21 protein-coding genes and 1 pseudogene are annotated in these 20,556 nt (G+C 55.1%); 7 read left to right on the top strand and 15 right to left on the bottom strand.

The annotated features are described in order from the left end of the window. Nucleotides 1-78: 78 nt before the first annotated feature. The gene (locus ADICEAN_RS02910) at nucleotides 79-864 is read left to right on the top strand and encodes a hypothetical protein (protein WP_009194027.1); all 786 of its coding nucleotides are present in this window, start codon (nucleotides 79-81) and stop codon (nucleotides 862-864) included. A gap of 128 nt (nucleotides 865-992) precedes the next feature. Here the strand turns inward: ADICEAN_RS02910 and ADICEAN_RS02905 are convergent, their stop codons facing one another. Both ADICEAN_RS02905 and ADICEAN_RS02900 read right to left on the bottom strand, forming a co-directional pair. Continuing rightward, entirely contained in the window at nucleotides 993-2,159 is a 1,167-nt protein-coding gene (locus ADICEAN_RS02905) for a homogentisate 1,2-dioxygenase (protein ID WP_040396056.1), read from the bottom strand. A gap of 4 nt (nucleotides 2,160-2,163) precedes the next feature. Beyond that, on the bottom strand, nucleotides 2,164-3,777 hold the full coding sequence (locus tag ADICEAN_RS02900) for a S41 family peptidase (protein WP_009194024.1): 1,614 nt from the start codon (nucleotides 3,775-3,777) through the stop codon (nucleotides 2,164-2,166). Nucleotides 3,778-4,172: 395 nt separating this feature from the next. Here ADICEAN_RS02900 and ADICEAN_RS02895 point away from each other — a divergent pair, with 395 nt between their 5' ends. The 4 genes from ADICEAN_RS02895 to pafA all read left to right on the top strand — a co-directional run bounded on the left by ADICEAN_RS02895 (nucleotide 4,173) and on the right by pafA (nucleotide 7,642). Beyond that, nucleotides 4,173-4,916 carry a hemerythrin domain-containing protein gene (locus tag ADICEAN_RS02895; RefSeq protein WP_009194023.1) on the top strand — a complete coding sequence of 248 codons (744 nt, stop codon included), beginning with the start codon at nucleotides 4,173-4,175 and terminating at the stop codon, nucleotides 4,914-4,916. Between the two features lie 2 nt (nucleotides 4,917-4,918). Next, nucleotides 4,919-5,338 carry a Holliday junction resolvase RuvX gene (gene ruvX / locus ADICEAN_RS02890; protein WP_009194022.1) on the top strand — a complete coding sequence of 140 codons (420 nt, stop codon included), beginning with the start codon at nucleotides 4,919-4,921 and terminating at the stop codon, nucleotides 5,336-5,338. Then, complete coding sequence (gene def, locus ADICEAN_RS02885) at nucleotides 5,335-5,886, top strand: peptide deformylase (protein WP_009194021.1); 552 nt, start codon at nucleotides 5,335-5,337, stop codon at nucleotides 5,884-5,886. The genes ruvX and def overlap by 4 nt, the downstream gene beginning before the upstream one ends. A gap of 61 nt (nucleotides 5,887-5,947) precedes the next feature. Then, entirely contained in the window at nucleotides 5,948-7,642 is a 1,695-nt protein-coding gene (gene pafA / locus ADICEAN_RS02880; RefSeq protein WP_152426292.1) for an alkaline phosphatase PafA, read from the top strand. Between the two features lie 161 nt (nucleotides 7,643-7,803). On the opposite strand, the gene ADICEAN_RS23495 is transcribed toward pafA, so the two are convergent. The 12 genes from ADICEAN_RS23495 to ADICEAN_RS02825 all read right to left on the bottom strand — a co-directional run bounded on the left by ADICEAN_RS23495 (nucleotide 7,804) and on the right by ADICEAN_RS02825 (nucleotide 18,300). Continuing rightward, nucleotides 7,804-8,631 (bottom strand): alanine/glycine:cation symporter family protein, encoded by an 828-nt coding sequence (locus tag ADICEAN_RS23495; RefSeq protein WP_262486172.1) that lies wholly within the window; start codon nucleotides 8,629-8,631, stop codon nucleotides 7,804-7,806. Further along, the gene (locus tag ADICEAN_RS23490; protein WP_009194018.1) at nucleotides 8,513-9,379 is read right to left on the bottom strand and encodes an alanine:cation symporter family protein; all 867 of its coding nucleotides are present in this window, start codon (nucleotides 9,377-9,379) and stop codon (nucleotides 8,513-8,515) included. The genes ADICEAN_RS23495 and ADICEAN_RS23490 overlap by 119 nt, the downstream gene beginning before the upstream one ends. An 82-nt stretch (nucleotides 9,380-9,461) precedes the next feature. Beyond that, a complete protein-coding gene (locus ADICEAN_RS02870) occupies nucleotides 9,462-10,364 on the bottom strand; it encodes an SDR family oxidoreductase (RefSeq protein ID WP_009194017.1) in 903 nt (300 codons plus the stop codon). Beyond that, a complete protein-coding gene (locus ADICEAN_RS02865) occupies nucleotides 10,364-11,224 on the bottom strand; it encodes a peptidylprolyl isomerase (RefSeq protein WP_009194016.1) in 861 nt (286 codons plus the stop codon). The genes ADICEAN_RS02870 and ADICEAN_RS02865 overlap by 1 nt, the downstream gene beginning before the upstream one ends. 100 nt (nucleotides 11,225-11,324) lie before the next feature. Next, nucleotides 11,325-11,981 carry a diacylglycerol/polyprenol kinase family protein gene (locus ADICEAN_RS02860; RefSeq protein ID WP_009194015.1) on the bottom strand — a complete coding sequence of 219 codons (657 nt, stop codon included), beginning with the start codon at nucleotides 11,979-11,981 and terminating at the stop codon, nucleotides 11,325-11,327. Nucleotides 11,982-12,247: 266 nt separating this feature from the next. Further along, complete coding sequence (locus tag ADICEAN_RS02855; protein WP_009194014.1) at nucleotides 12,248-12,799, bottom strand: REP-associated tyrosine transposase; 552 nt, start codon at nucleotides 12,797-12,799, stop codon at nucleotides 12,248-12,250. A 154-nt stretch (nucleotides 12,800-12,953) separates the two neighbouring features. Then, nucleotides 12,954-13,889, bottom strand: a complete 936-nt coding sequence (gene hemC / locus ADICEAN_RS02850) for a hydroxymethylbilane synthase (protein WP_009194013.1) — start codon at nucleotides 13,887-13,889, stop codon at nucleotides 12,954-12,956. A 48-nt stretch (nucleotides 13,890-13,937) separates the two neighbouring features. Further along, the gene (gene rimK, locus ADICEAN_RS02845; RefSeq protein ID WP_009194012.1) at nucleotides 13,938-14,852 is read right to left on the bottom strand and encodes a 30S ribosomal protein S6--L-glutamate ligase; all 915 of its coding nucleotides are present in this window, start codon (nucleotides 14,850-14,852) and stop codon (nucleotides 13,938-13,940) included. After that, the gene (locus tag ADICEAN_RS02840) at nucleotides 14,770-15,309 is read right to left on the bottom strand and encodes an ATP-dependent zinc protease family protein (protein WP_083879660.1); all 540 of its coding nucleotides are present in this window, start codon (nucleotides 15,307-15,309) and stop codon (nucleotides 14,770-14,772) included. The genes rimK and ADICEAN_RS02840 overlap by 83 nt, the downstream gene beginning before the upstream one ends. A gap of 31 nt (nucleotides 15,310-15,340) precedes the next feature. Beyond that, entirely contained in the window at nucleotides 15,341-16,570 is a 1,230-nt protein-coding gene (locus ADICEAN_RS02835) for a DNA polymerase III subunit (RefSeq protein WP_009194010.1), read from the bottom strand. Nucleotides 16,571-16,701: 131 nt separating this feature from the next. Then, nucleotides 16,702-17,916: a GlmU family protein gene (locus ADICEAN_RS02830; protein WP_009194009.1), complete on the bottom strand. Its 1,215-nt coding sequence runs from the start codon at nucleotides 17,914-17,916 to the stop codon at nucleotides 16,702-16,704. Between the two features lie 138 nt (nucleotides 17,917-18,054). Continuing rightward, entirely contained in the window at nucleotides 18,055-18,300 is a 246-nt protein-coding gene (locus ADICEAN_RS02825) for a type B 50S ribosomal protein L31 (protein WP_009194008.1), read from the bottom strand. Nucleotides 18,301-18,496: 196 nt separating this feature from the next. Between ADICEAN_RS02825 and ADICEAN_RS02820 the strand changes: the two genes are divergently transcribed. Beyond that, nucleotides 18,497-18,940 (top strand): response regulator, encoded by a 444-nt coding sequence (locus tag ADICEAN_RS02820; protein ID WP_009194007.1) that lies wholly within the window; start codon nucleotides 18,497-18,499, stop codon nucleotides 18,938-18,940. On the opposite strand, the gene ADICEAN_RS02815 is transcribed toward ADICEAN_RS02820, so the two are convergent. After that, nucleotides 18,941-19,711 carry an ADP-ribosylglycohydrolase family protein gene (locus ADICEAN_RS02815; protein ID WP_009194006.1) on the bottom strand — a complete coding sequence of 257 codons (771 nt, stop codon included), beginning with the start codon at nucleotides 19,709-19,711 and terminating at the stop codon, nucleotides 18,941-18,943. Between the two features lie 133 nt (nucleotides 19,712-19,844). Here ADICEAN_RS02815 and ADICEAN_RS02810 point away from each other — a divergent pair. Beyond that, nucleotides 19,845-20,556, top strand: a pseudogene (locus ADICEAN_RS02810) (hypothetical protein); the annotation flags it as partial.

The following is a 20,556-nucleotide window of genomic DNA, read 5'->3' as shown; positions in this document are numbered from 1 at the left end:
TACATGCCGTAACAATATAGGCACAATAATTGCTTGTGCTGTTTGTTAAAAATACATTTGTCTTCTTACTCTAAATGCATGACTAGTAAGCAACTTTTATCATTCTTCCTGTTTTTCTTTTCTTCGGGAACCTTATATGGCCAGACAGAGATAGGAAAATGGATGTGGTATGAGGGCGGGGTGGAACTAAAAACAGGAACGCAGATGCAGGGTTACATCAAGTTCTCTTCTGAAGCAACAAATGATGTACTTCAAATTTATATTAATAACACCCCCTTTGATTATGATGCTCGACAGATTAGGCTTTTTTGGGTTTATGATGAACGGATAAATACTATGCGTACATTTTACGCATTGCCTTATTTCCCAGCTAAAAACAAGGTTGAATTTCGCTTTTTTGAGGCATTGGTAGAAGGTGAGTATATGCTGGCATTGCAAAAATTAGAATATGATGTCAAGCAAAACCTTGTGTATGAAAATAGGGCGGTTATTCAGGAAAATATTGATAAGGCTATTCCTGAGGATTATAGCGGCATAAAAGGGTTCAGTAGCTATAATCCTCTATTTACAAACTTTGCAAGTTTTCAGGTTATAGAGGCAAATAATGTAACAGTTCCTTATTTGACTATCTATCTGATTACACCAACTACTTTTGTTCAACGGTATAATGAGCCAACGCCAATGAATACTCAGCCGGTTTATCTTCGTAATCCTCAAAAAAAAGTGCTGCAGGAGTTGATGCAGGATGAAGAGAAGCGGATAAACGCATTTATAACTAAAAACCGATTGAGTCTTCGAAAGCCGGGAGATGTTTTGCGAATTGTGGCTTATTTTAATGAGATCAAACAACAAGCTGCTGAATAATGTAGTGCTGCTGGTGCAGCACTACAATGAGATCAAATATCAATCTGAATAGGAAAAAGGCTGGGGTAAAAAAGCACAGGAGCTGGTAAATTCTACCAGCTCCTGTGCTTTTAATGAATAAGCTGGGCCTACTCCGTCCAGCTCATGGGGTAGTTCTCATCTACATAGGCCATGGCTTCTTCGGTGAGGTAGAGGGGGCGGAAGGTATCCACCATTACGGCATATTCGTTGGTCTCTTTCTTACCAATGCTTTTTTCTACCGTTCCGGGATGGGGTCCGTGGGGCAGGCCGCCGGGATGCAGCGTAAACGACCCCCTGTCGATGCCCTTGCGGCTCATAAAGTTGCCTTCGGCATAGAAGAGCACCTCGTCGGAATCGATGTTGGAGTGGTTGTAGGGCGCCGGGATGGCCTGCGGATGGTAATCGAACAGGCGCGGCACAAAGGAGCAGATCACAAAGCCATCGGAGTGGAAGGTCTGGTGCACCGGCGGCGGCTGGTGGATGCGCCCTGTGATGGGCTCAAAGTCGTAGATAGAGAAGGCAAAGGGGTAGAGGTAGCCATCCCAGCCTACCAGGTCCATGGGGCTGTGCTCGTAGTGGTACTGATGCAGGTAATTGCCTTTCTTGATCTTTACCAGGTAATCGCCTTTTTCGGTTTCGGTAATGAGCTCATGCGGCGGGCGTATGTCCCGCTCGGCAAAGGGGCTGTGCTCCAGCAACTGGCCCAGCTCGTTGCGGTAGCGCTGGGGCGTTTCAATAGGGTTGGCCGCCTCAATTACCAGCAGGCGCACCATATCCCCCTCGTTATCAAAATCAAATCTGTATATGGTGGTGCGGGGGATCACCACATAATCGCCTTTGCGCACATCAATAACCCCAAACTGCGAGTAGAGGCGCCCGCTGCCGTCATGGATGTAAATGACCTCGTCGGCCTCGGCATTTTTGTAGAAAAAGGGCATGCGGCTGCCGGCCGGTATGTTGCAGATGCCGATGGCCACATCGCTGTTCTTCATCAGCATGCGGCGGCCGTGCAGGTAATCATGGCCGGTAAGACCCTCGCCGGCAGTTTTCAGGTGCGTCTGCAGCAGGGGGTAATCTTCCTTGATCTTAGTGCCAAAGGGCTGCGGCTTGCCTACCTGCTTTACCCGGGTGGGGGGGTATACATGGTAGAGGTTGGAGTACACGCCGGAGAAGCCCCGGGAGCTTACCAGTTCTTCGGCATACAGGCTGCCATCGGGCTGGCGAAACTGGATGTGGCGCTTGGGCGGAAGCTCGCCTAATCGGGTATAAAACATGGCCTTAGTGGTTACTGGCAAGCTCGGCAGCTTCATCGAAGCGCTGCAGGGCCTGCTGAAAAATTCTGCTAGTCTGGTTGTAAATTGGATAATATCCGTTGTTCTTCCAAATGTTGCGGGCAATAAGGGCCTTTACATGCGTACGCAGCAGTTCTTTGGAGCGGGTATATCCTTTTTCATCAAAGGGGGTGCCTTCCCGCTCACCCATTTTCACAATCTCCTTCAGCATGGCATCTGTTACCTGAAAATGGGCGTAATAGTCTTTGAAGCCCCCTTTTTCCAGCTTGGCGCGGTTGGCCTGTGCCCAGTTAAGGGTATATTCGTTTACGGCATTGTTAAGAAACAGCTTGGTCATGTAGGTGCTGTTCTGGGTAGTGTCCAGGGGCACAAATACATCGGGCATAATGCCGCCACCGCCGTACACCACACGGCCCTTGCTGGTCTCAAAGCGCAGCGTATCGCTAAAGCGGATGCTATCGGCCGTAAAGTACTCGCCATGCTCGTAGCGGTTCTTCAGGTCGCTGCTATATTCGCCATCGGCGCTGTAGGGTTTCTGGATGGATCGGCCGCTGGGGGTAAAGTAGCGGGAAATGGTCAGCCGCAGCTCGGAGCCGTCGCTCAGGCTGATGGGCATCTGCACCAGGCCTTTGCCAAAGCTGCGGCGGCCCACGATCAGGGCCCGGTCGTTGTCCTGCAGGGCGCCGGCCACAATCTCGGAAGCGGAGGCGCTGCCTTCGTTGATAAGCACAATTACGGGCTGCTGCTCAAAGATGCCGGTGCGCTGAGCGCGGGACTGCGTATCGTAGCGGCTCTTTTTGCCATCGGTATACACAATCATCTTGTTGCCGCTGATGAACTCATCGGCCATGTTTACGGCCCGGTCCATGTAGCCGCCGGGATTGTCCTGCAGGTCAAGGATCAGTTTTTTCATGCCCTGGGCAGCCAGGTCGTCCATGGCCTTGCGGAACTCGGTATAGGTGGTGGCCGAAAAGCGGGTTACCTTAATGTAGCCCACCTCATCGTTAACCATGTAGGTGGCCGCTACGGAATGCTGCGGAATTTTATCGCGCACTACGGTAAACTGCTGCACCTGGGCTTTGCCACGGCGCAGTACACCCAGCTCTACCTTGCTGCCTTTGGGGCCGCGCAGCAGGTTAAATACTTCTTTGTTGCTTACGCCACGTCCGGCTACCGGCTGGCCGTTTACCTGCACAATGCGGTCGTTGGGTTGCAGGCCGGCCGTTTCGGAAGGCCCGCCCGCCAGAGGGGCTACCACTACAATGGTATCGCGGATCAGGTTAAACTCAATGCCAATGCCATCAAACTCGCCCTCCAGCTGCGATTTGGAGATTTGCAGATCTTCCTTGGGGATGTAGACCGAGTGGGGGTCCAGCTTTACCAGCATCCCTTTAATGGCGTCTTCTACCAGGCCTTCGGTATTCACATCATCCACATAGTAGCGGTCGATGTGGGTCACAATTTCCCGGAACTTCAACAGACTGTTAAAGGGGTTGTTGGCGGTGGGGTCGGTAATGGAGGCGCCCAGGAGCAGGCCTGCAGCTACTCCCAGAAATACAAAGAAAGGAAGTTTGGCGGCGGATTTGGTGTTTTTATACATAGGGTGTAATGCTTCTTGGGTAGATGATCGCTCTCACAGGGGCCCTGCTCAGCGGGCCCGGCCATGCAGTCTGTGTATTTTTGTAACGCTGCCGGTTGTTGCTTCGTTTTCGCTGAAACAAATTTTGTGCTGCTGCATATATAGGAATAAGAAAGGTAGCAAGACCGGAGCGGTTAAAAAAGCTTCTTTTGGCCTAAAACATGCATCTGCCGCCCAGAGTTGCATCTTGCGGGCCAGGCCGAAATTTTTTACCACTGCATAGGGGATTTTTGTATATTTACTTTTCTTCCGAAGAAATTTTAGGATTAACAGGCGATCAGAACCAGCCGGGCACCCCCCCGCAGCAGCACGGGACCCGGCTTCTGAGAGTTATTTTGCTTTAAACAGTTGGTGCGGTGAGCTACGACAAATCCAAAATCACAGAACTGATTGAGAAGAACTACGTGTTTGCGTCGGTGCTGTACTACTTTGGAATAGAATTTTACGAGTACTCCGAGCAAACCCTGGAGCAGGTATGCCAGCAGCGGGGCCTGCGTGTACAGCAAGTGGTAGACAGCCTGGAATCGGCCCTGCAGCAGCCCGAGACGCCTAACCTTACCAGCCTACCGGTTGATATCATCATTGCCTACCTCAAGCACAGCCATTATCTTTTTGTAAAGCATAAATTGCCCTACATTGCCCGGCTCATCCAGGAGCTGAGCCCCGCCGACCTGCTGCACAGCCCGGCTGCCGAAGACCTGAAGTTTATCTTCCCCCTCTATGTAGAGGATTTTATCCGCCATATCTATAAAGAAGAAGATACGCTCTTTACCTACATCTTACTGCTGCAGGCCGCCACGCAGGGCAATTTTCATCCGGGCAGGCTGTTTTTTATGATGGAGAAAAACACCATTGAAGAACTAGCCGTGGAGCACGACTGCCACGATGATGAGATGCAGGGCATTCGGGTGCTCACCAATAACTACAGCACCTCAGATACTACCCCCCTGCTGCTAAAAGTGGTGTATGGCGAGCTGCAGGCCTTTGAGCAAAGCCTCAGAAGCCATTCGCACATTGAAGACGAGATCCTCTTTCCCAAGGCGCTGGCGCTGGAGAAGCGGGTGCGCCGCAAATGGCGGGGACTCACCGCACAGAACTAGACATGGGGCGTATACTAGCCATTGATTACGGATCCAAACGGGTAGGGCTGGCCGCCACAGACCCCCTTCAGATCATTGCCTCGCCGCTGGAGACCATTCACAGCAAAGACCTGGTGCCCTTTATAACCGCTTACCTCAGGCAGGAAAGCGTAGAAGCCTTTGTGGTGGGCATGCCCCGCCGCCTGGACAATACCGATACCGATGCCACAGCCGGCGCTAAGGGCTGCGCCACAATTTTACGGAAGCATTTTCCGCAGATTCCCGTACATTTGCATGACGAACGCTTTACCTCCAGCATGGCCCAGAAAGCCATACTGGCCGGAGGGGTTAAAAAGAAAGACCGGCAAAACAAGGAGCTGGTAGACCGGGTAAGCGCCACGATTATTTTACAATCATTTTTGGAAAGCAAAGGAATACGATGATCTATCCCATAGTTGTATATGGCGATCCGGTACTGAAAAAGCAGGCCGAGGATATTGAGCAGGGCAGCCTTGATGTAAAAGCCCTGGCGGCCGATATGTTTGAGACCATGTACGCCGCCAGTGGCGTAGGCCTGGCCGCCCCGCAGATCGGCAAAAGCATTCGCATGTTTGTGGTGGATGGCGAGCCCATGGACGAGGAGCTGAAAGACTTCAAGAAAGTATTCATCAACCCCGAGATTCTGGAAGAAAGCGGCGAGGACTGGGCCTTTGAGGAGGGATGTCTGAGCATACCCGGCATCCGGGCCGATGTGTACCGGCCCGAACAGATCCGCATCCGCTACTACGATGCCGACTGGCAGGAGCATACCGAGGACTATGACGGCATTGCCGCCCGCATCATCCAGCACGAGTACGACCACATCGAGGGGGTGCTGTTTACCGATTACCTGAGCGGGCTTAAAAAGCGCCTGCTGCAAACCAAGCTGCAGAACATCAGCAAGGGACAGGTGCGCACCGACTACCGCATACAGGCCCCCCTGCGCAAATAAGATTCACCACCGGCCTTGCCGGCTACCAAGGGGTGGCCTGCAAGGCCCATTCCCTATTTTCATGAAACTCCGATTGATTGCAAGTACCCTGTTGCTGATGGCCGCCTGCAAAACCCAGCCGCCTGCCCCGGCAGCTGACTCCTCCTCATCCCCTCCGGCCCCTGAGGCCGTGCAGGAGGCGCTGCAGGAACCCCAACGGCCTGCTACAAAACTGATTGTAGGCCTGGTGATTGACCAGATGCGGCCCGAGTACCTCACCCGTTTTGCACAGGGATTTACCGAAGGGGGCTTTAAGCGCCTGATGCGGGAGGGTTTTGTCAACTATAACACCCATTACAACTACATCCCCACCTTTACCGGTCCGGGCCATGCCTCTATTTTTTCGGGCGCTACACCCGCCACACATGGCATTATCGGCAACAACTGGTACAGCCGGGAAGAGGCCCGCTCAGTCTACTGCGCCGGCGATCCGGACGAAAAACCCGTAGGCAGCGAAACAGGCATGGCCGCCTCGCCGCATCGCCTGCTGGTCACCAACCTGGCCGATGAGCTAAAGCTGGCCACCAACCGCCGGGCCAAGGTAGTTGGGGTAAGCCTGAAGGACCGTAGTGCTGTAATGCCCGCCGGCCATATTCCCGATGGCGCCTACTGGTATGATAAAACCACCGGACGTTTTATCACCAGCACCTACTACATGGAGCAGCTGCCCGGCTGGATGCAGCAGTTCAATGGCCGCCAACTGGCCAAACAGTACCTGGACAGTACCTGGACCCTGCTGCTGCCCGAAGCCGCGTATCAAAACAGCGGCCCCGACAACCAGCCCTACGAACGGGTATTTGCCGGCCGAACCGAGGCAACCTTTCCCTATGTGCTGCCTGAATTGCAGGAGCAAAATGGGGGTTATGACATTCTCAGCAGCACGCCATGGGGCAATACGCTGGTAACGGAAATAGCCCTGGCAGCGCTGGCAGGTGAGGGGCTGGGCCAGGACGAAACCCCCGACCTGTTTACGGTTAGCTATTCTACTCCCGATATCATTGGCCATGATTTTGGCCTGCGCTCCCGGGAGCTGCACGATATGTACCTGCGCCTGGACCGCGAAATAGCCCGCCTGCTGGACGCACTGGATGCACAGGTAGGCGAGGGCAACTACATGCTCTTTCTTACCGCCGATCATGCCGCTGCCGATGTGCCCCAGTTTCTGATGGACGAGCGCCTGCCGGCAGGTTATTATCCCGAAGGCGAGCTTAAGGCAGCGCTCAATAAGCAGCTGCAGCAACGCTTTAAGCAGCAGGAGCTGGTAGAATATATTACCAACGATCAGGTATACCTGAACCATACCCGCATACGTGCTGCCAAACTGCATCTGGAAGAGGTGCAGGCCGAAGTAGTAAACTACCTGGTGCTGCAGCCTTATACGGTAGATGCCTATACCGGCAGCCAGATGCGCCAGAATGAATACAGCGGCGGCATACGCCATCTGTTGCAGATGGGCTACTACCGCCCCCGCTCCGGCGATGTGCTGCTGGTGCTGAACCCGGCCTGGATGCACAAGATCTCCTACGCCACCACCCACGGCTCGGGCTATACCTATGATACCCACGTACCGCTGATCTGGTATGGCAACGGCATTAAGAGAGGCGGAAGCTACCGCTATCAGGCCATTACCGACATTGCTCCTACCGTATCGCAGATGCTGGGCATTGGCCTGCCCAATGGCGCCACCGGCAGCCCCATCCTGGAGGTATTGGAATAAGGGAAATAGTCCTGTAATGAAAGAAGCCCGCTGTGCAGCGGGCTTCTTTCATTACAGGGCATGTGGTACCCGATTTTAGTTTCTCAAAACTCTGCAGGAGCAAAGATCCTGCTGGCTTCTGCTCTTGCGTTGTGGCACCACTACATAGCTGGGCCCCCACCCTATACCATCGGTTTAACTCCAGCCTCATCCCGCACTACCCGCATACTTGGGGCATCCGGGCCCTGGGGTTTGTTGTTTACCATGTCCAGGAACCTGTTCATTTCCCGCTTTACCACCGGTGCCAGGAAGTAAAGGCCAATCATGTTAGGGAAGGCCATGGCAAAGATCATGGCATCAGAAAAGTCCGTAACAGCGGCCAGGTTCATGGCCGAGCCAATCACCACAAAGGCGCAGAAGATCATTTTGTACACCAGCTCGGTCGTTTTGCTGCGCCCAAAGAGGTAGGTCCAGGCCTTGAGGCCGTAGTACGACCAGGAGATCATGGTCGAGAAGGCAAACAGCACCACGGCTACTGACAGTATGATCGGGAACCAGCTCATCACCGTAGCAAAGGAATCGGAGGTAAGCGCAATGCCATCGCCATCGGCGGCGCTGTAGTTGCCGGTTACCACAATTACCAGGGCCGTCATGGTACATACTACCACCGTATCGATAAAGGGCTCCAGCGAGGCTACAAAGCCCTCGGTTACGGGAATGCTGGTTTTTACGGTAGAGTGAGCAATGGCCGCCGAGCCAATGCCGGCTTCGTTGGAGAAGGCCGCCCGGCGAATGCCCTGGATCATGGCGCCCACCACACCACCGGCAACGGCTGTGCCGCTAAAGGCGCCTTCAAAAATGGCTGCAAAGGCTTCGGGCAGGTTGCCAAGGTTAGCGCCAAGCACCACCAGTGCTCCCAGCAGGTAAATGCCACACATAAGGGGTACAATCTTCTCGGTTACTTTTACAATGCTGGTAATGCCGCCCAGAATCACCACCGCTACCAGCAGGGCCATTATCAGGCCAAAGATCCAGTTGCTGCCGGCCAAAAAAAGAATCTGAGATGCCCGGCATGCTCATAAACTGCTGGGTGGCCTGGTTGATCTGAAACATATTGCCCCCGCCAAACGAACCCCCAATGCACATGATGCAGAAGAAAACGGCCAGGAATTTGCCCAGGCCTACAAATCCCCGCTCGGCAAACCCCTTTTTGAGGTAATACATAGGCCCGCCGTTTACGGTGCCGTCGGCATCAATCTCCCGGTATTTAACCGCCAGGGTACATTCGGTAAACTTGCTGGACATGCCCAGAAAACCAGCCAGGATCATCCAGAGCGTAGCCCCGGGACCCCCTATGGAAATGGCAATGGCTACCCCGGCTATGTTGCCCAGACCTACCGTTCCACTCAGTGCGGCGGACAAGGCCTGAAAGTGCGTGGTCTGTCCGGGATCTTCGGGCCTGGTGTAGGTGCCTTTTATGATTTCGAAAGCTCGCAGAAAGCCCCGTACGTTGATGAATTTCAGGTAAAAGGTGAAGAAGAGCGCGCCGGCCAGCAGCCAGATCAGAATAAAGGGCACTTGTATGGCCTCGGTGATCTGTACCGGATAGAACACAAAGTCGGAAATGGCCTGGGTAAAGGGGGCGACTTTGGTGTTGATCTGTTCATCGACAGAAGGGGAAACAGGGACTTCCTGGGCCATTGCCGGTGCCATCGCCAGCAGGAGCGAGGGGAGCAAGAGCAGGCTACTTTTCTTCATGAGGCCGGTATTCTATTTGGTAATACCGGCTAATGTAAGAATTAATTAGCAGAAAATATGCGACTTCCTAACGGGATTCCTGCTACTGCAGTTGTTTTATTTGCCGGGCCACCAGGGCCAGGCCTTCTTCAAAACTATGGGGTTGGTAGCCTAATTGGGATTGTGCTTTTTGGATGGTAAAGCCTGTGCGGGGCGGGCGGCGGGCGGGTTGGGTAAAGGTGCTGCTGTCGGCCCTGCTTATAAGGCTACTGTCCAGGCCAAAGAAATCGGCCGTTTTTTGAGCCATCTCCAGGGGGCTAAGAAAATCCTTGCCGGAGATGTTCCAGATGCCTTCTGCTTTTTGGCGGGCAATGAGCAGGCAGCCGGCGGCCAGGTCTTCGGCCAGGGTAGGGGTGCGCCACTGGTCATCCACCACCTGTATGGCTTTGCCGCTTTCCAGGCTGTTCTTTACCCAGACGATGATGTTAGAGCGGCTCAGGCTGTTAGTGATGCCATAGACCAGCACGGTGCGTGCAATAGCCCAGGGGGTGCGGGCCCCTTGCACCAGGCGTTCGGCCTCCAGCTTGCTTTCGCCATAGAAATTTACCGGGGCAGGGGTAGCTTCTTCACTATACGGCCCCTCTTCGCCACTAAAGATAAAATCGGTGGAGACATGCAGCAGAAAGGCGCCGCATTGCTCGGCGGCGGCAATCAGGTGCTGTACGGCTTCTACATTGGCGCGCCAGCAGGCTTCCCGGTTCAGCTCGCACTGGTCTACATGCGTCATGGCGGCGGTATGCAGGATCACATCCGGAGCAAAGGCTGCTACGGTCTGCAGTACGTCTTCCCTGTTTTCGATGTCCATGGACTGGTAGCGGATGGCTGTTTCGCCCAGGCGGCTCTCCCCCCGGGAGGTGGCCAGCACGTCCCAAAAAGTTTCCTTCTCCAGCTGGCTAACCAGTTTCTGGCCCAGCAATCCGTTGGTTCCTGTAATCAGCAGTTTCATTAGTTCTTGTTCTCCTTGGGATAATAGGCGGGATAGCGCTTGCGCAGCTCCTTTAGGGAAACGTCTTCTACGCGCAGGCGCATGTGAATATCCTCTACCGGGCGGTTGGCAGCGGCGGTTCGCACACTGGCAATGGAATCAATTACCGACAGGCCTTCTACAATCTGCCCAAAAACGGTATACTCGCGGTCCAGGTGCGGCGCACCGCCGATGGTGGTATACACCTGCACCTGCTGCTCGTCAAGCGCATAGCGGGGCTGGGGACCAAATTCTTTTTCGATCAGGGGAAGGCTTTCTTCCATTTTTTCCTGGATGGCCGCATAGTTGCCCGCCTGCTGCAGCTGCATCACCTCCTGGCGCAGGCGCAGGTACTGGGGCATGCCCAGCAGCCGCTTAAAGCCTTCCTGCTTTGCCTGCTGGCTGCGGTTGAACATCATGGCACGTAGTTCCTCCTCTTGAAAGATCTTGCCCTGTACAATGTAAAACTGGCTGCCGCTGCTCTCTTTTTTGGGGTTTACCTGATCGGCCTGGCGGGCAGCGGCCAGCGCCCCCTTGCGGTGAATAAGCGAATCGTTGAATTCGGCCGGCAGGGTGTAGTCAATGGGGTCGGCATCGGGGGTTTTGGCATTTACATCGCCGCCCTGGATCATGAATTCCTGAATGACCCGGTGAAAGGTGGTGCTATCAAAGGCGCCGCTGCGGGCCAGGGATAAAAAGTTTTCCTTATGCCGGGGGGTAGCGTCGAAGAGAATGGCGGTCATGTCGCCATAGCGGGTCTGGATGATCACCAGCGAATCCTTCTCAGTCTTGCAGGAGGCCAGCAGGAGAACGCAAAAAGTAAATGCAACAATACGGATCATGAAGCCAGGGTTTAGATGGTAGCCGAAAAATACGGAATTCTGCTGAGAAGTGAGCGAGTAAAGGGTATAAGCTAGAAGGTAGATTGTAGGGCAAGGGAGATCAGGCGGCCAGCCAGTAAGCCATGCCGGCCGCCGCCAGCTGAATGGTAAGGTTGTCGAGCCCATGGGTACTGACGGCTTCTACACTGGTGGCCGCCAGGGCAATTAGCAGCGCCCAGGTAAAAGCATCTGCAGGGGTTGTACCCTGTGCCAGCAGACCCCAGAAGGCCACCAGCGCACTTACGGCAAACACGGCTGCGGAGCCCTCCAGACTGCGCGTAGCGGCAACACCGGCCATGGAAGGCACCTTGTAGCGATGTTTTCCCCAGCGGCTGCCCACCGGCTCGCCAATAGCATCGCCCCAGCCGCCTACCAGGTAGCCAATGGCGGCCCAGGGGCCAAAGAACAGGTTGGCCAGTACGCCCCCCACCGCCGTGGTGGCAAGGGGGATCAGGATAAAGAGGCGTTCCTGCGGGGCATCAGAAGGTCGGGCCATAGCCAGGTAAAACGAGCTTTTCGGACCTTTGTATACTGCCCATAACACCAGCAGGCTAATGGCCGTACCAAACACCACCACCACGGGCAGGCCCCAGCGCAGTTGCAGCACACCAGCGGCCGTAAAAATGAAAAAGTGAAAAAGCTTGCGCGTATAGCCCACCCGCCAGCGGCGCGTTACCCGCAGCCAGCCGGCTAGCCAGGCTGCTCCTATGCCATACAAAAAGGCCAGCGGCAGTAGATAAGCCCACAGCTGCGGGCTGGGCCAGGCCCGGTCGATGAAATGGTAAAGGTGTTCCAGTTGTGTTTTGATAGGATGCGGGTTCGGAGAGCCCTTTTAATTTCTGTCACAGGTTTGGAAAACCTGCGACAGTTTCAGTTTTAATGTTCGGGGGCTTTGGGGCGGCCCAGGGAACCTACGCTATAGGCCGTGCTATCGCAGGTTTTCCAAACCTGTGATACAAATGAATAAGGTTCTCTGAACCTGCTTTACTCCAATAAAACCAGCGGCAGTTGTGTCTGTTCACCGGCATAGGCCCCCGCGCTGGAGTAAATATAATCTTCTGCCCGATAGCAGATCCCAGCCCTCACCGGATTTTGATGAAGATAGTCTAAGCGTTGCTTAAGCAGTACAGGGGTTGATAGCTCAATGGGGTGGTTTTCATGAATCCATACTTTGTAGTGTTCATTGCTGCTGCTTCTTTTGCCCTGTGCCCTAAAGATCCAGTTCATCCAGTTTTTTCTGGATTCCTGCTGATCTTCCTGCAGGCTTTCATACATGGCTTTGGCGGTAAAACGCTTGAGCGTCCGGATGGCTTCAACCAGCTTTTGTCCCGGGACAGCACTGGCAATCAGGTGCACATGGTTGGTCATGATCACCCAGGCATGCAGCCGAAAGCGTTGGTGTTGTGTATAAAAGCGAAGGCTTTCCAGCAGAATGTCTTTATACCGTTTCCGGCTGAACAGATCCACCCATTCTACCAGCGTAAGGGTAAGAAAATGGGGGTATGCTTCATCGCCGCTGCGGTAGTTTGTGCTCATGAACGATTAACCGGGGTTAACTGATTAGGTTCAGAGAACCTGGGAATTATAGTCACAGGTTTGGAAAACCTGCGACAGAAATTAAAGCGTTGCAGGTTCGGGGAACCTGCAACTGAGGTTGCCTGAAGACTTAAGAGTGGTAATTTAGAGCAGATCAATGCGCCATTTGCCCCCGGATCTGCTTGAGGATGCGCTCGCCGCCGGCAGCCAGCACCTGTTCGGCCAGGGCAGTGCCCAGGCGCTCGGCTTCGGCAGTGGGGCCGCTAAGGCTAAGGTCAATGCGCTCCTGCCCATCCAGGCTGATCACACCGCCGCGGATGCTTACCGTATCTCCCTCGCCCAGCTGGGCCAGGGCATAAACAGGCACACTACAGCCTCCCTGCAGGCGGCGCAGGTAGGCACGCTCGGCCAGCAGACGGGTTTCGGTAAGGGGGTGGTTTACCAACTGGCGAATGCGCTCCCGCTTTTGGGCATCCAGCTGTGCATGCACTTCTATGGCCACGCTGCCCTGCCCTACAGGGGGGATAAACTCATCTACCGGCAGGTGGCGCAGAATCAGGCTGCCGTACCCCATACGGTGCACGCCGGCATAGGCCAGCAGCAGGGCATCGCAGGCCCCTTCTTCCATCTTGCGGATGCGGGTCTGCAGATTGCCCCGTACCGATACCGGCCGGGCATGGGGGTAGTATTTTTTGAGCGTGGCTACCCGGCGGGTAGAGGAGGTGCCCAGCACCAGGGGCTTGTCCGGATTGTCCAGCTCCAGGTCGCTGCGGTGGCTGATGATCACATCATTTACCTTTTCCCGCTCGGTAAAAGCTATGAGCGAGAAGCCCTCGGGCAGCTCCGACTGCATGTCTTTGGCACTGTGAACGGCAATGTCAATGGTGCCCTGGGCCAGCTGCTCCTCAATCTCTTCGGTAAAGACGCCCTTGCTGCCGATCTTGGCAATGGAAACATCCAGGATCTTGTCGCCGCGGGTCTCTATGGTGACCAACTCTGTTTCTAGCCCTCCGGCCTTCAGCAGGTCGGCCACATAATGGGCCTGCCAGAGGGCCAGCATGCTGCCACGGGTTCCTATGCGTATGTTCATTTTTTACTCGTCTGATTACTTAACCTACTTCTGTTACATCCCTGCCCATCAGGCATCGGTATGCGGCTTTTTGCGTTTGGGCTGCTGGGCACTCAACTCCTGCTCAATGTACCGGATCACTTTGGAAGCTATATCGATGCCGGTGGCCTGCTCGATGCCCTCCAGGCCGGGCGAGGAGTTTACCTCCAGGATCAGCGGGCCGCGGTTAGACTGCAGCATGTCTACCCCCGCAATGGTAAGGCCCATGGCTTTGGCGGCCGTAAGGGCAGCGGCTTTTTCGGCCCGGTTGAGCTTGTATACGGTGGCGCTGCCGCCCCGGTGCAGGTTGGAGCGGAACTCGCCCTCCTTGCCCTGCCGGCGCATGGCCCCTACCACTTCGTTGCCAATCACAAAGGCCCGTATATCGGCGGCCTTGGCTTCTTTAATGAATTCCTGCACAATTACGCGGGCCTTCAGGTTGTGAAAGGCCTCAATCACCGACTGGGCTGCCTTGCGGGTTTCGGCCAGCACCACGCCCAGGCCCTGGGTGCCTTCCAGCAATTTGATCACACAGGGGGTGCCGCCTACGGCCTCAATCAGGTACTTATCTTCCCGGCTGTAGTTGGTAAAGGCGGTTTTGGGCAGGCCCACGCCCGAGCGGGCCAGAATTTGCATGCTGCGCAGCTTATCTCTGGAGCGCACTATGGCCTGTGATTTGGTGGTGGTAAACACGTTCATCATCTCAAACTGGCGCACCACCGCCGAGCCGTAAAAGGTGACCGAGGCGCCAATACGGGGAATGATCGCATCTACCCCCCGTACCAAATCGCCCTTGTAGTGGATGGCCGGATTGTTTTGCTCGATGATGATATCGCACCGCAAATGATCCAGTACCCGGCACTCATGCCCGCGCTGCCGGGCGGCTTCTACCAGGCGCCTGGTAGAGTACAGGTTGGAATTGCGGGAGAGAACAGCTATGTTCATATCTATTTTTTTCTTTGTAGGATAGGTTGGTTTTGCTCACATCTACCAGAAAGCGCTTGTTGAGGAGCTGCCTGCCCAGCAGAATGGGGTATTTCATGCGGCTACGGTCGGCCAGGGAAAATTCGGTTTGTATGCGTTTGCCAAAAAGTACAATGTGGCTGTGAATGATAAAGCGTTTTTGCAGGTGCCCGTTGGAACTGCGAATGCTGCGCTGCTCAAACTCTTTTACTTTAAAATGGTGGACTCCCTTTTCGTGCAGTTTGGAGCCAGGTATGGTAAAGGTAATGGCCTGGCTGCCGTCGGCTTCTTGTACTACTTTTATACGGGAACAATGAATAGAAGAGGTGTAGGCCCCTGTATCTATTTTAACATCTACATTGTGAAGGCCCAGATCCGGCAAATCTACTATATCGGTCCGGCCAAGTGTTAGCAGCGGTTTAGAAGCTTTTTTCTTCATGCAGTTGAGGGGGCTTTTTAGGGCTGGCAGCCTAGGCCCGCAGCACCCCTGCCAGTTTTAGCGAGAGGTCCAGCAGGGCTAGTTTAGCATTGGCATTCCGCTCAAGATAATATAAAGTTTGGTTTAGTAGTTCGCTCATCTGGTACACCTTTTCAGGCGGTGCTACTTTGGTGAAGCGCTCGGCAAAGGCCAGCTCGTCGGACTGGGTGCGCAGCAGCTTGCCCTCGGCATAGGGATAAACCAGGGTTTCCCGCAAAAGGTTAAGGCCGGTGAGCAGCAGGTTGCGCTGGGCATCGCGGCCGGCCTTGCCCATATCGTCCGAAAAGGAGATGAGCTTGCTGTACTGGTGCTCGTAGCAGAGCCGCATCCAGTCCCGGAACAGCGCAAAGCTCTCATCGGTGCTGTCGGCGGCCAGGCGCAGGGCTTCCTGCAGGTTGCCGCCTGCCAGGCGTGCGATGGCGGCAGCCCGCTCAGGGGCCAGCTGGTGCTGTTCGGTTAGCATCTGGCTGATCTCCCCATCGCTAAAGCCCCGGATCTTCACCAGCTGAGTACGGGACAGGATAGTGGCCAGCAAGCGCTCGGTATCGTTGGTGATCAGGATAAAGAGGGTTTTGGCAGGGGGTTCTTCCAGGATCTTCAGGATGCCATTGGCCGCTGCCGGGTGCATGTGCTCGGGCAGCCAGATGAGCATGATCTTGTAGGGCCCCTCAAAGCTCTTGAGCGCCAGGGTGCTGATGATGTTGCGGCTTTCTTCCTTGCTGATGTTTACCTGTTTGTCTTCACCTCCATACTGCTGGCGCCAGTCGCCCAGCGAGCCGTAGGGGTTCTGGGCCAGAAACTGCCGCCAGTCGGCAATAAAGCTTTTGCTTACCACATGGGCCTCGCCCTTGATGGTGCTGGTGGAGCTTACCGGATATACCCAGTGCACATCCGGATGCTGAAATTTGGCCATGCGCTGGCAGGAAGAACACTGGCCGCAGGCATCCTCTAAAGGGGTTGTTGGAGCAGGCCCGCCTGCCGGCCCGTCTGCAGGCGAGGCAGGCGCATCGCCCCACAGGCCGGGAGCTTCTGCCTCTTGGGGCTGCATGGAAGCCAGGCGGGTGGTGCACTGCAGGTAAGTGGCAAAGGCCAGGCCCATGGCCAGGTTGGCCGAGCCCTGAGGCCCTACAAACAGCAGGGCATGGGCCAGGTGGTTGTCCTGAACCGCCTGTACCAGCTGGTGTTTGGTTTCCTCTAGTCCGGTGATGTCAGCAAAGCGCATGGGGGTTGGGTCTATTGGTAGAGGCAGGAAATTAAGGCCTGCAACGGTAAAGAAGGAGGGGATGGGACCTGTGGCTAAGGGCTGTATGGCATTCTCCCACTTTCAGTAGCGGCTGCGGCTGTGTGTAGGGATTAGTCACTTGGTTTTTTCTCCCACACCCGCAGCGGAGCCGACAGCTCAAAAACATGCTGCAGAATGGCGCGGTCCTGGGCACTCAGGGGCAGCTTGCGGCGCTCCAGCACGCGCTCGGCGGTCTCCATGGCGGTTTCAAACTTGTAGGTGCTAAAGCCGGCGGCGCCCCCCCAGGCAAAGCTGGGAATAAGGGTGCGCGGAAAGCCATCACCAAAAATATTGGCGCTGACCCCCACCATGGTGCCGGTATTGAACATGGTGTTGATGCCCGCCTTGCTGTGATCGCCCATGATCAGGCCGCAAAACTGCAGGCCTGTATCCACAAAGCGCTCCCGGGCATGGCTCCAGACCTTTACATTGGCATAGTTGTTCTTGAGGTTGGAGGTGTTGGTATCGGCGCCCAGGTTGCACCATTCGCCCAGCACACTATTGCCCAAAAAGCCCTCGTGGCCTTTGTTGCTGTGCGCCATCAGGATGGAGTTGCTTATTTCACCGCCGGCTTTGCAGTAGGGGCCAATGGTAGTATCACTGCGCATTTTGCCGCCTACATTTACATGTGCGCCCTCGCAAAGGGCAAAGGGGCCCTTGATGATGGCGCCTTCGTGCACCTGTGCGCCCTTGCCCAGGTAAATGGGACCGTCTTCGGCATTGAGAATGGCCGCCCGTATCTTTACCCCTTCTTCCACAAATATCTGCTCTTCGCCATAGCAACGCGTATGCACATCGTTAATGCCGGCAGAGCGGCGGCCCCGGGTCAGCAGGGCAAAGTCCTGCCGGAGCTGCTCCCCATTTAGGCGAAACAGGTCCCAGGGATGCTGGATAAGGCTAAGCGGCCCCTCCCAGGGCAGGGTAGACTGCGGGGAAAAGGAAGCGTTTTGGTACTCACTTGCGGCATCTGTTCCCGCCCGGTAGGCCAGCAGGATGGAGCCCTGCTGCAGGGCCTGTCCGGGCTGCAGCTGCTGCAGGGCGGCCAGCAGCTCGGGACTGGGGCAGCAGGCCCCATTCAAATAAACGGTATCGGCGGTGGCGTGGAGCGGATATTTTTGCTGCAGGTACTCCTGCGTAAGGTAGCTGATGCCTGCCTGCGGAAGCAGTAGCTGCCACTTTTCGGCCAGCGTAAGAATGCCGCAGCGCAGGGCTGCCAGAGGCCGGGTAAAGCTAAGGGGCAGAAGCTGTTGCCGCAGGGTGGGATCGTCGAAGAGAACAAGATTCATGCGGGCAAAAGTAGGAAAAAAGCAGCGGAATGCACGGGCTGCCCGGGGGGATTTCTGCGGCCGGCTGCCAGGGAGGCACAAAAAAATAGCGCCTCCCGCAAAAGAGCAGGAGGCGCCATGTGCTGGCCCGGGGGCCGCTTATTTTTTAGCGTAGCGCTTGTTGAATTTCTCAACACGACCGGCTGTATCCAGGAAGATTTTCTTGCCAGTGTAGAAGGGGTGTGATGCAGAGCTTACCTCCACTTTGATCAGGGGGTAGGTCTTGCCGTCTTCCCACTCAATTGTTTCTTTAGAGGTCATGGTAGAGCGAGTCTTGAATTTAAAATCGCTCGTAGTGTCCAGGAATACTACCTCGTTGTATTTTGGGTGAATGTCTTTTTTCATAACCAAATCTCTATTTGCGGCCTCTGCTATTTTTAGAGGCACAAAGTTAAAGAGAAAAACTTAAACTGAAAAACAAAAATCTTTCTATTAAAGTATTTTAATTCAGGGCATGACTTAACTTTGCAGGTACTGCCTGCGTACTTAGGTTAGATAAGCGATTTCTACTAGTAGAGAAACATAAGGATTTACCCTGCCCATGGCATTTCAAGAGAAGCATAAGACCCGTTTGCTGTTTATAGATGATGATGAGATTAACAATTTCATCCTGCAGGAGCTGTTTGCAGACGAGCCCGATCTTACGCTAACTTTCTATTCCGATAGCCCTGCCGCCTATGAGCGCCTGCGCAGCCTGGCCAGAGATACCCCCGAGCAGCTGCCCGATATTATCTTTATGGACATTAAAATGCCCATTTTAGATGGCTTTGAGTTTCTGGACCGGCTTAAGGAAGAAGGCTTCCTCAACGACAAACCGGTAGATATTTTTCTGCTGTCTTCTACGCTGGATAGCCGCGATGTGCAGCGTGCCACCAGCTATGCCAGCATTAAAGAGCTGGTTACAAAGCCGCTTACGGTCGATAAATACCGGGCCCTCATTGCCCATCACTCCCAGAGTGGGGTGTCGTCACACTCAAAAAGCTAGTTAGCCGCTCTGGTAGCGGTTCTGAAACTGCTGCAGCACCTCCAGCATCTGAGTAGGCAGCATGCCCATGATCTGCTGCCTGAGCTTTTCATCTATCCCCCATCTTGCCTCCCCCAGCGCCCCGGCTATGGAGGCCTGCGTATCGGCATCGCCCCCCAGGGAAACGGCCAGGCGGATTGCCTCTTCCGTATCCTTTGCCTCCAGAAAACACTGAATGGCGGGGGGCACCGAGCCCCGGCAGCTTACATCAAACGCATAGCCCTCCCGGATACGTTCTATGGATGGAGGTAGTGCATAGCCAATTGTTTCTTCCAGCCATTTGCTAATTGTTTCCTTACTTTTTCCCATCCGGATGTGCCACAGGGCGCCGGCAACCGCCTGGGCGCCCAGAATGCCTTCGGGATGGTCATGCGTAGGGGCTGCCGAGCGGGCAGCTTCTTCCAGGGTCTGCTCCAGCCCCTCAAAGGCCCAGCCAATGGGGCTTACCCGCATGGCTGCCCCATTGCCCCAGCTGCCATAGGGCACACTGCAGCGGCTCATCAGCCACTGGTAAAAGTTGCCGCCATAGCCGGCAGTTGGGTAGCGGCGCCCCCAATGCTTGAGGGCAGCGGCATAGCTTTTGCCTGTTAGCAGGCTTTCGGCAACAGCAATCGTTAAGACTGTATCGTCGGTAAAGGCAGAGGCTTGTTGCAGCAGCGGAAAGTCCGTTGTTTTCAGGGGGTGGTGCTCGTAGACCGAGCCGATAATATCACCTGCAATGGCGCCCAGCATAGCTAGTAGGACCCGGGCAGGCGCTCTTTTGTTGCGCCTTATCGCTATTTTGTGTGGGTCAGGCGTGTTTTCTTTGCTGATGCAAAATGTTTCCGCAACTTAGGGGATCAAAAACAAAGCAATTGCTACAAGTATGAACCGGATTGCAGGCTTTGGCCGCTACACAGGAACAGGCGCCCTGCTGGTGTGCCTGCTGGTGCTTCTTTCACCTCCTGCCTATGCCCAGGCGCAGGGAGCCATGGCGCCGCTGGACCCCTACTATTACCACCTGCTGGACCGCTATGAGATTGGCAGGGGCAGTTTTGCTCCCTACCATACCAGCCACCGCCCCTACGGCCGCCTGGCCATTGCCCGCCTGGCCGATGCGCTGTACGACAGCCTGCAGCAGCAGGGCTCTGCCGCCGACCGCTTCAACATACAGTTTCTGGCCAACGACAACTGGGAGTGGAGCCAGAAGGCGCAGGTGGCCCGCAATCCCCTCCTGAAGTATTTTTACCGCACTACCCCCGATCTCTTCAGCGTACAGACCCCTGATTTTGATCTGCACCTCAGCCCGGTGCTCTGGCTGCAGGCCGGCAGCGAGGGGGGCGACCGCCCCAAGCCTTACCGCAACACCCGGGGCCTGGAGCTGCGGGCTACCATTGAACAGAAAGTAAGCCTGTATGCGTTTTTGGCCGAAAACCAGGCCCGCTACCCCCTTTACGTGCGGGAGCGAATTGCCGAGCGGGGGGTAGTACCCGGCGAAGCCTTCTGGAAGCGCTTCAAAGAGCAGGGGGTCGATTATTTTACGGCCCGCGGGCATGTGAGCTTTAATCCTCTGAAGAGCATCAACCTGCAGGTGGGCC

Source organism: Cesiribacter andamanensis AMV16 (genome assembly GCF_000348925.1).
In the GTDB taxonomy this organism is placed as follows: domain Bacteria; phylum Bacteroidota; class Bacteroidia; order Cytophagales; family Cyclobacteriaceae; genus Cesiribacter; species Cesiribacter andamanensis.
This window is presented reverse-complemented; position numbering and strand designations above follow the sequence as displayed.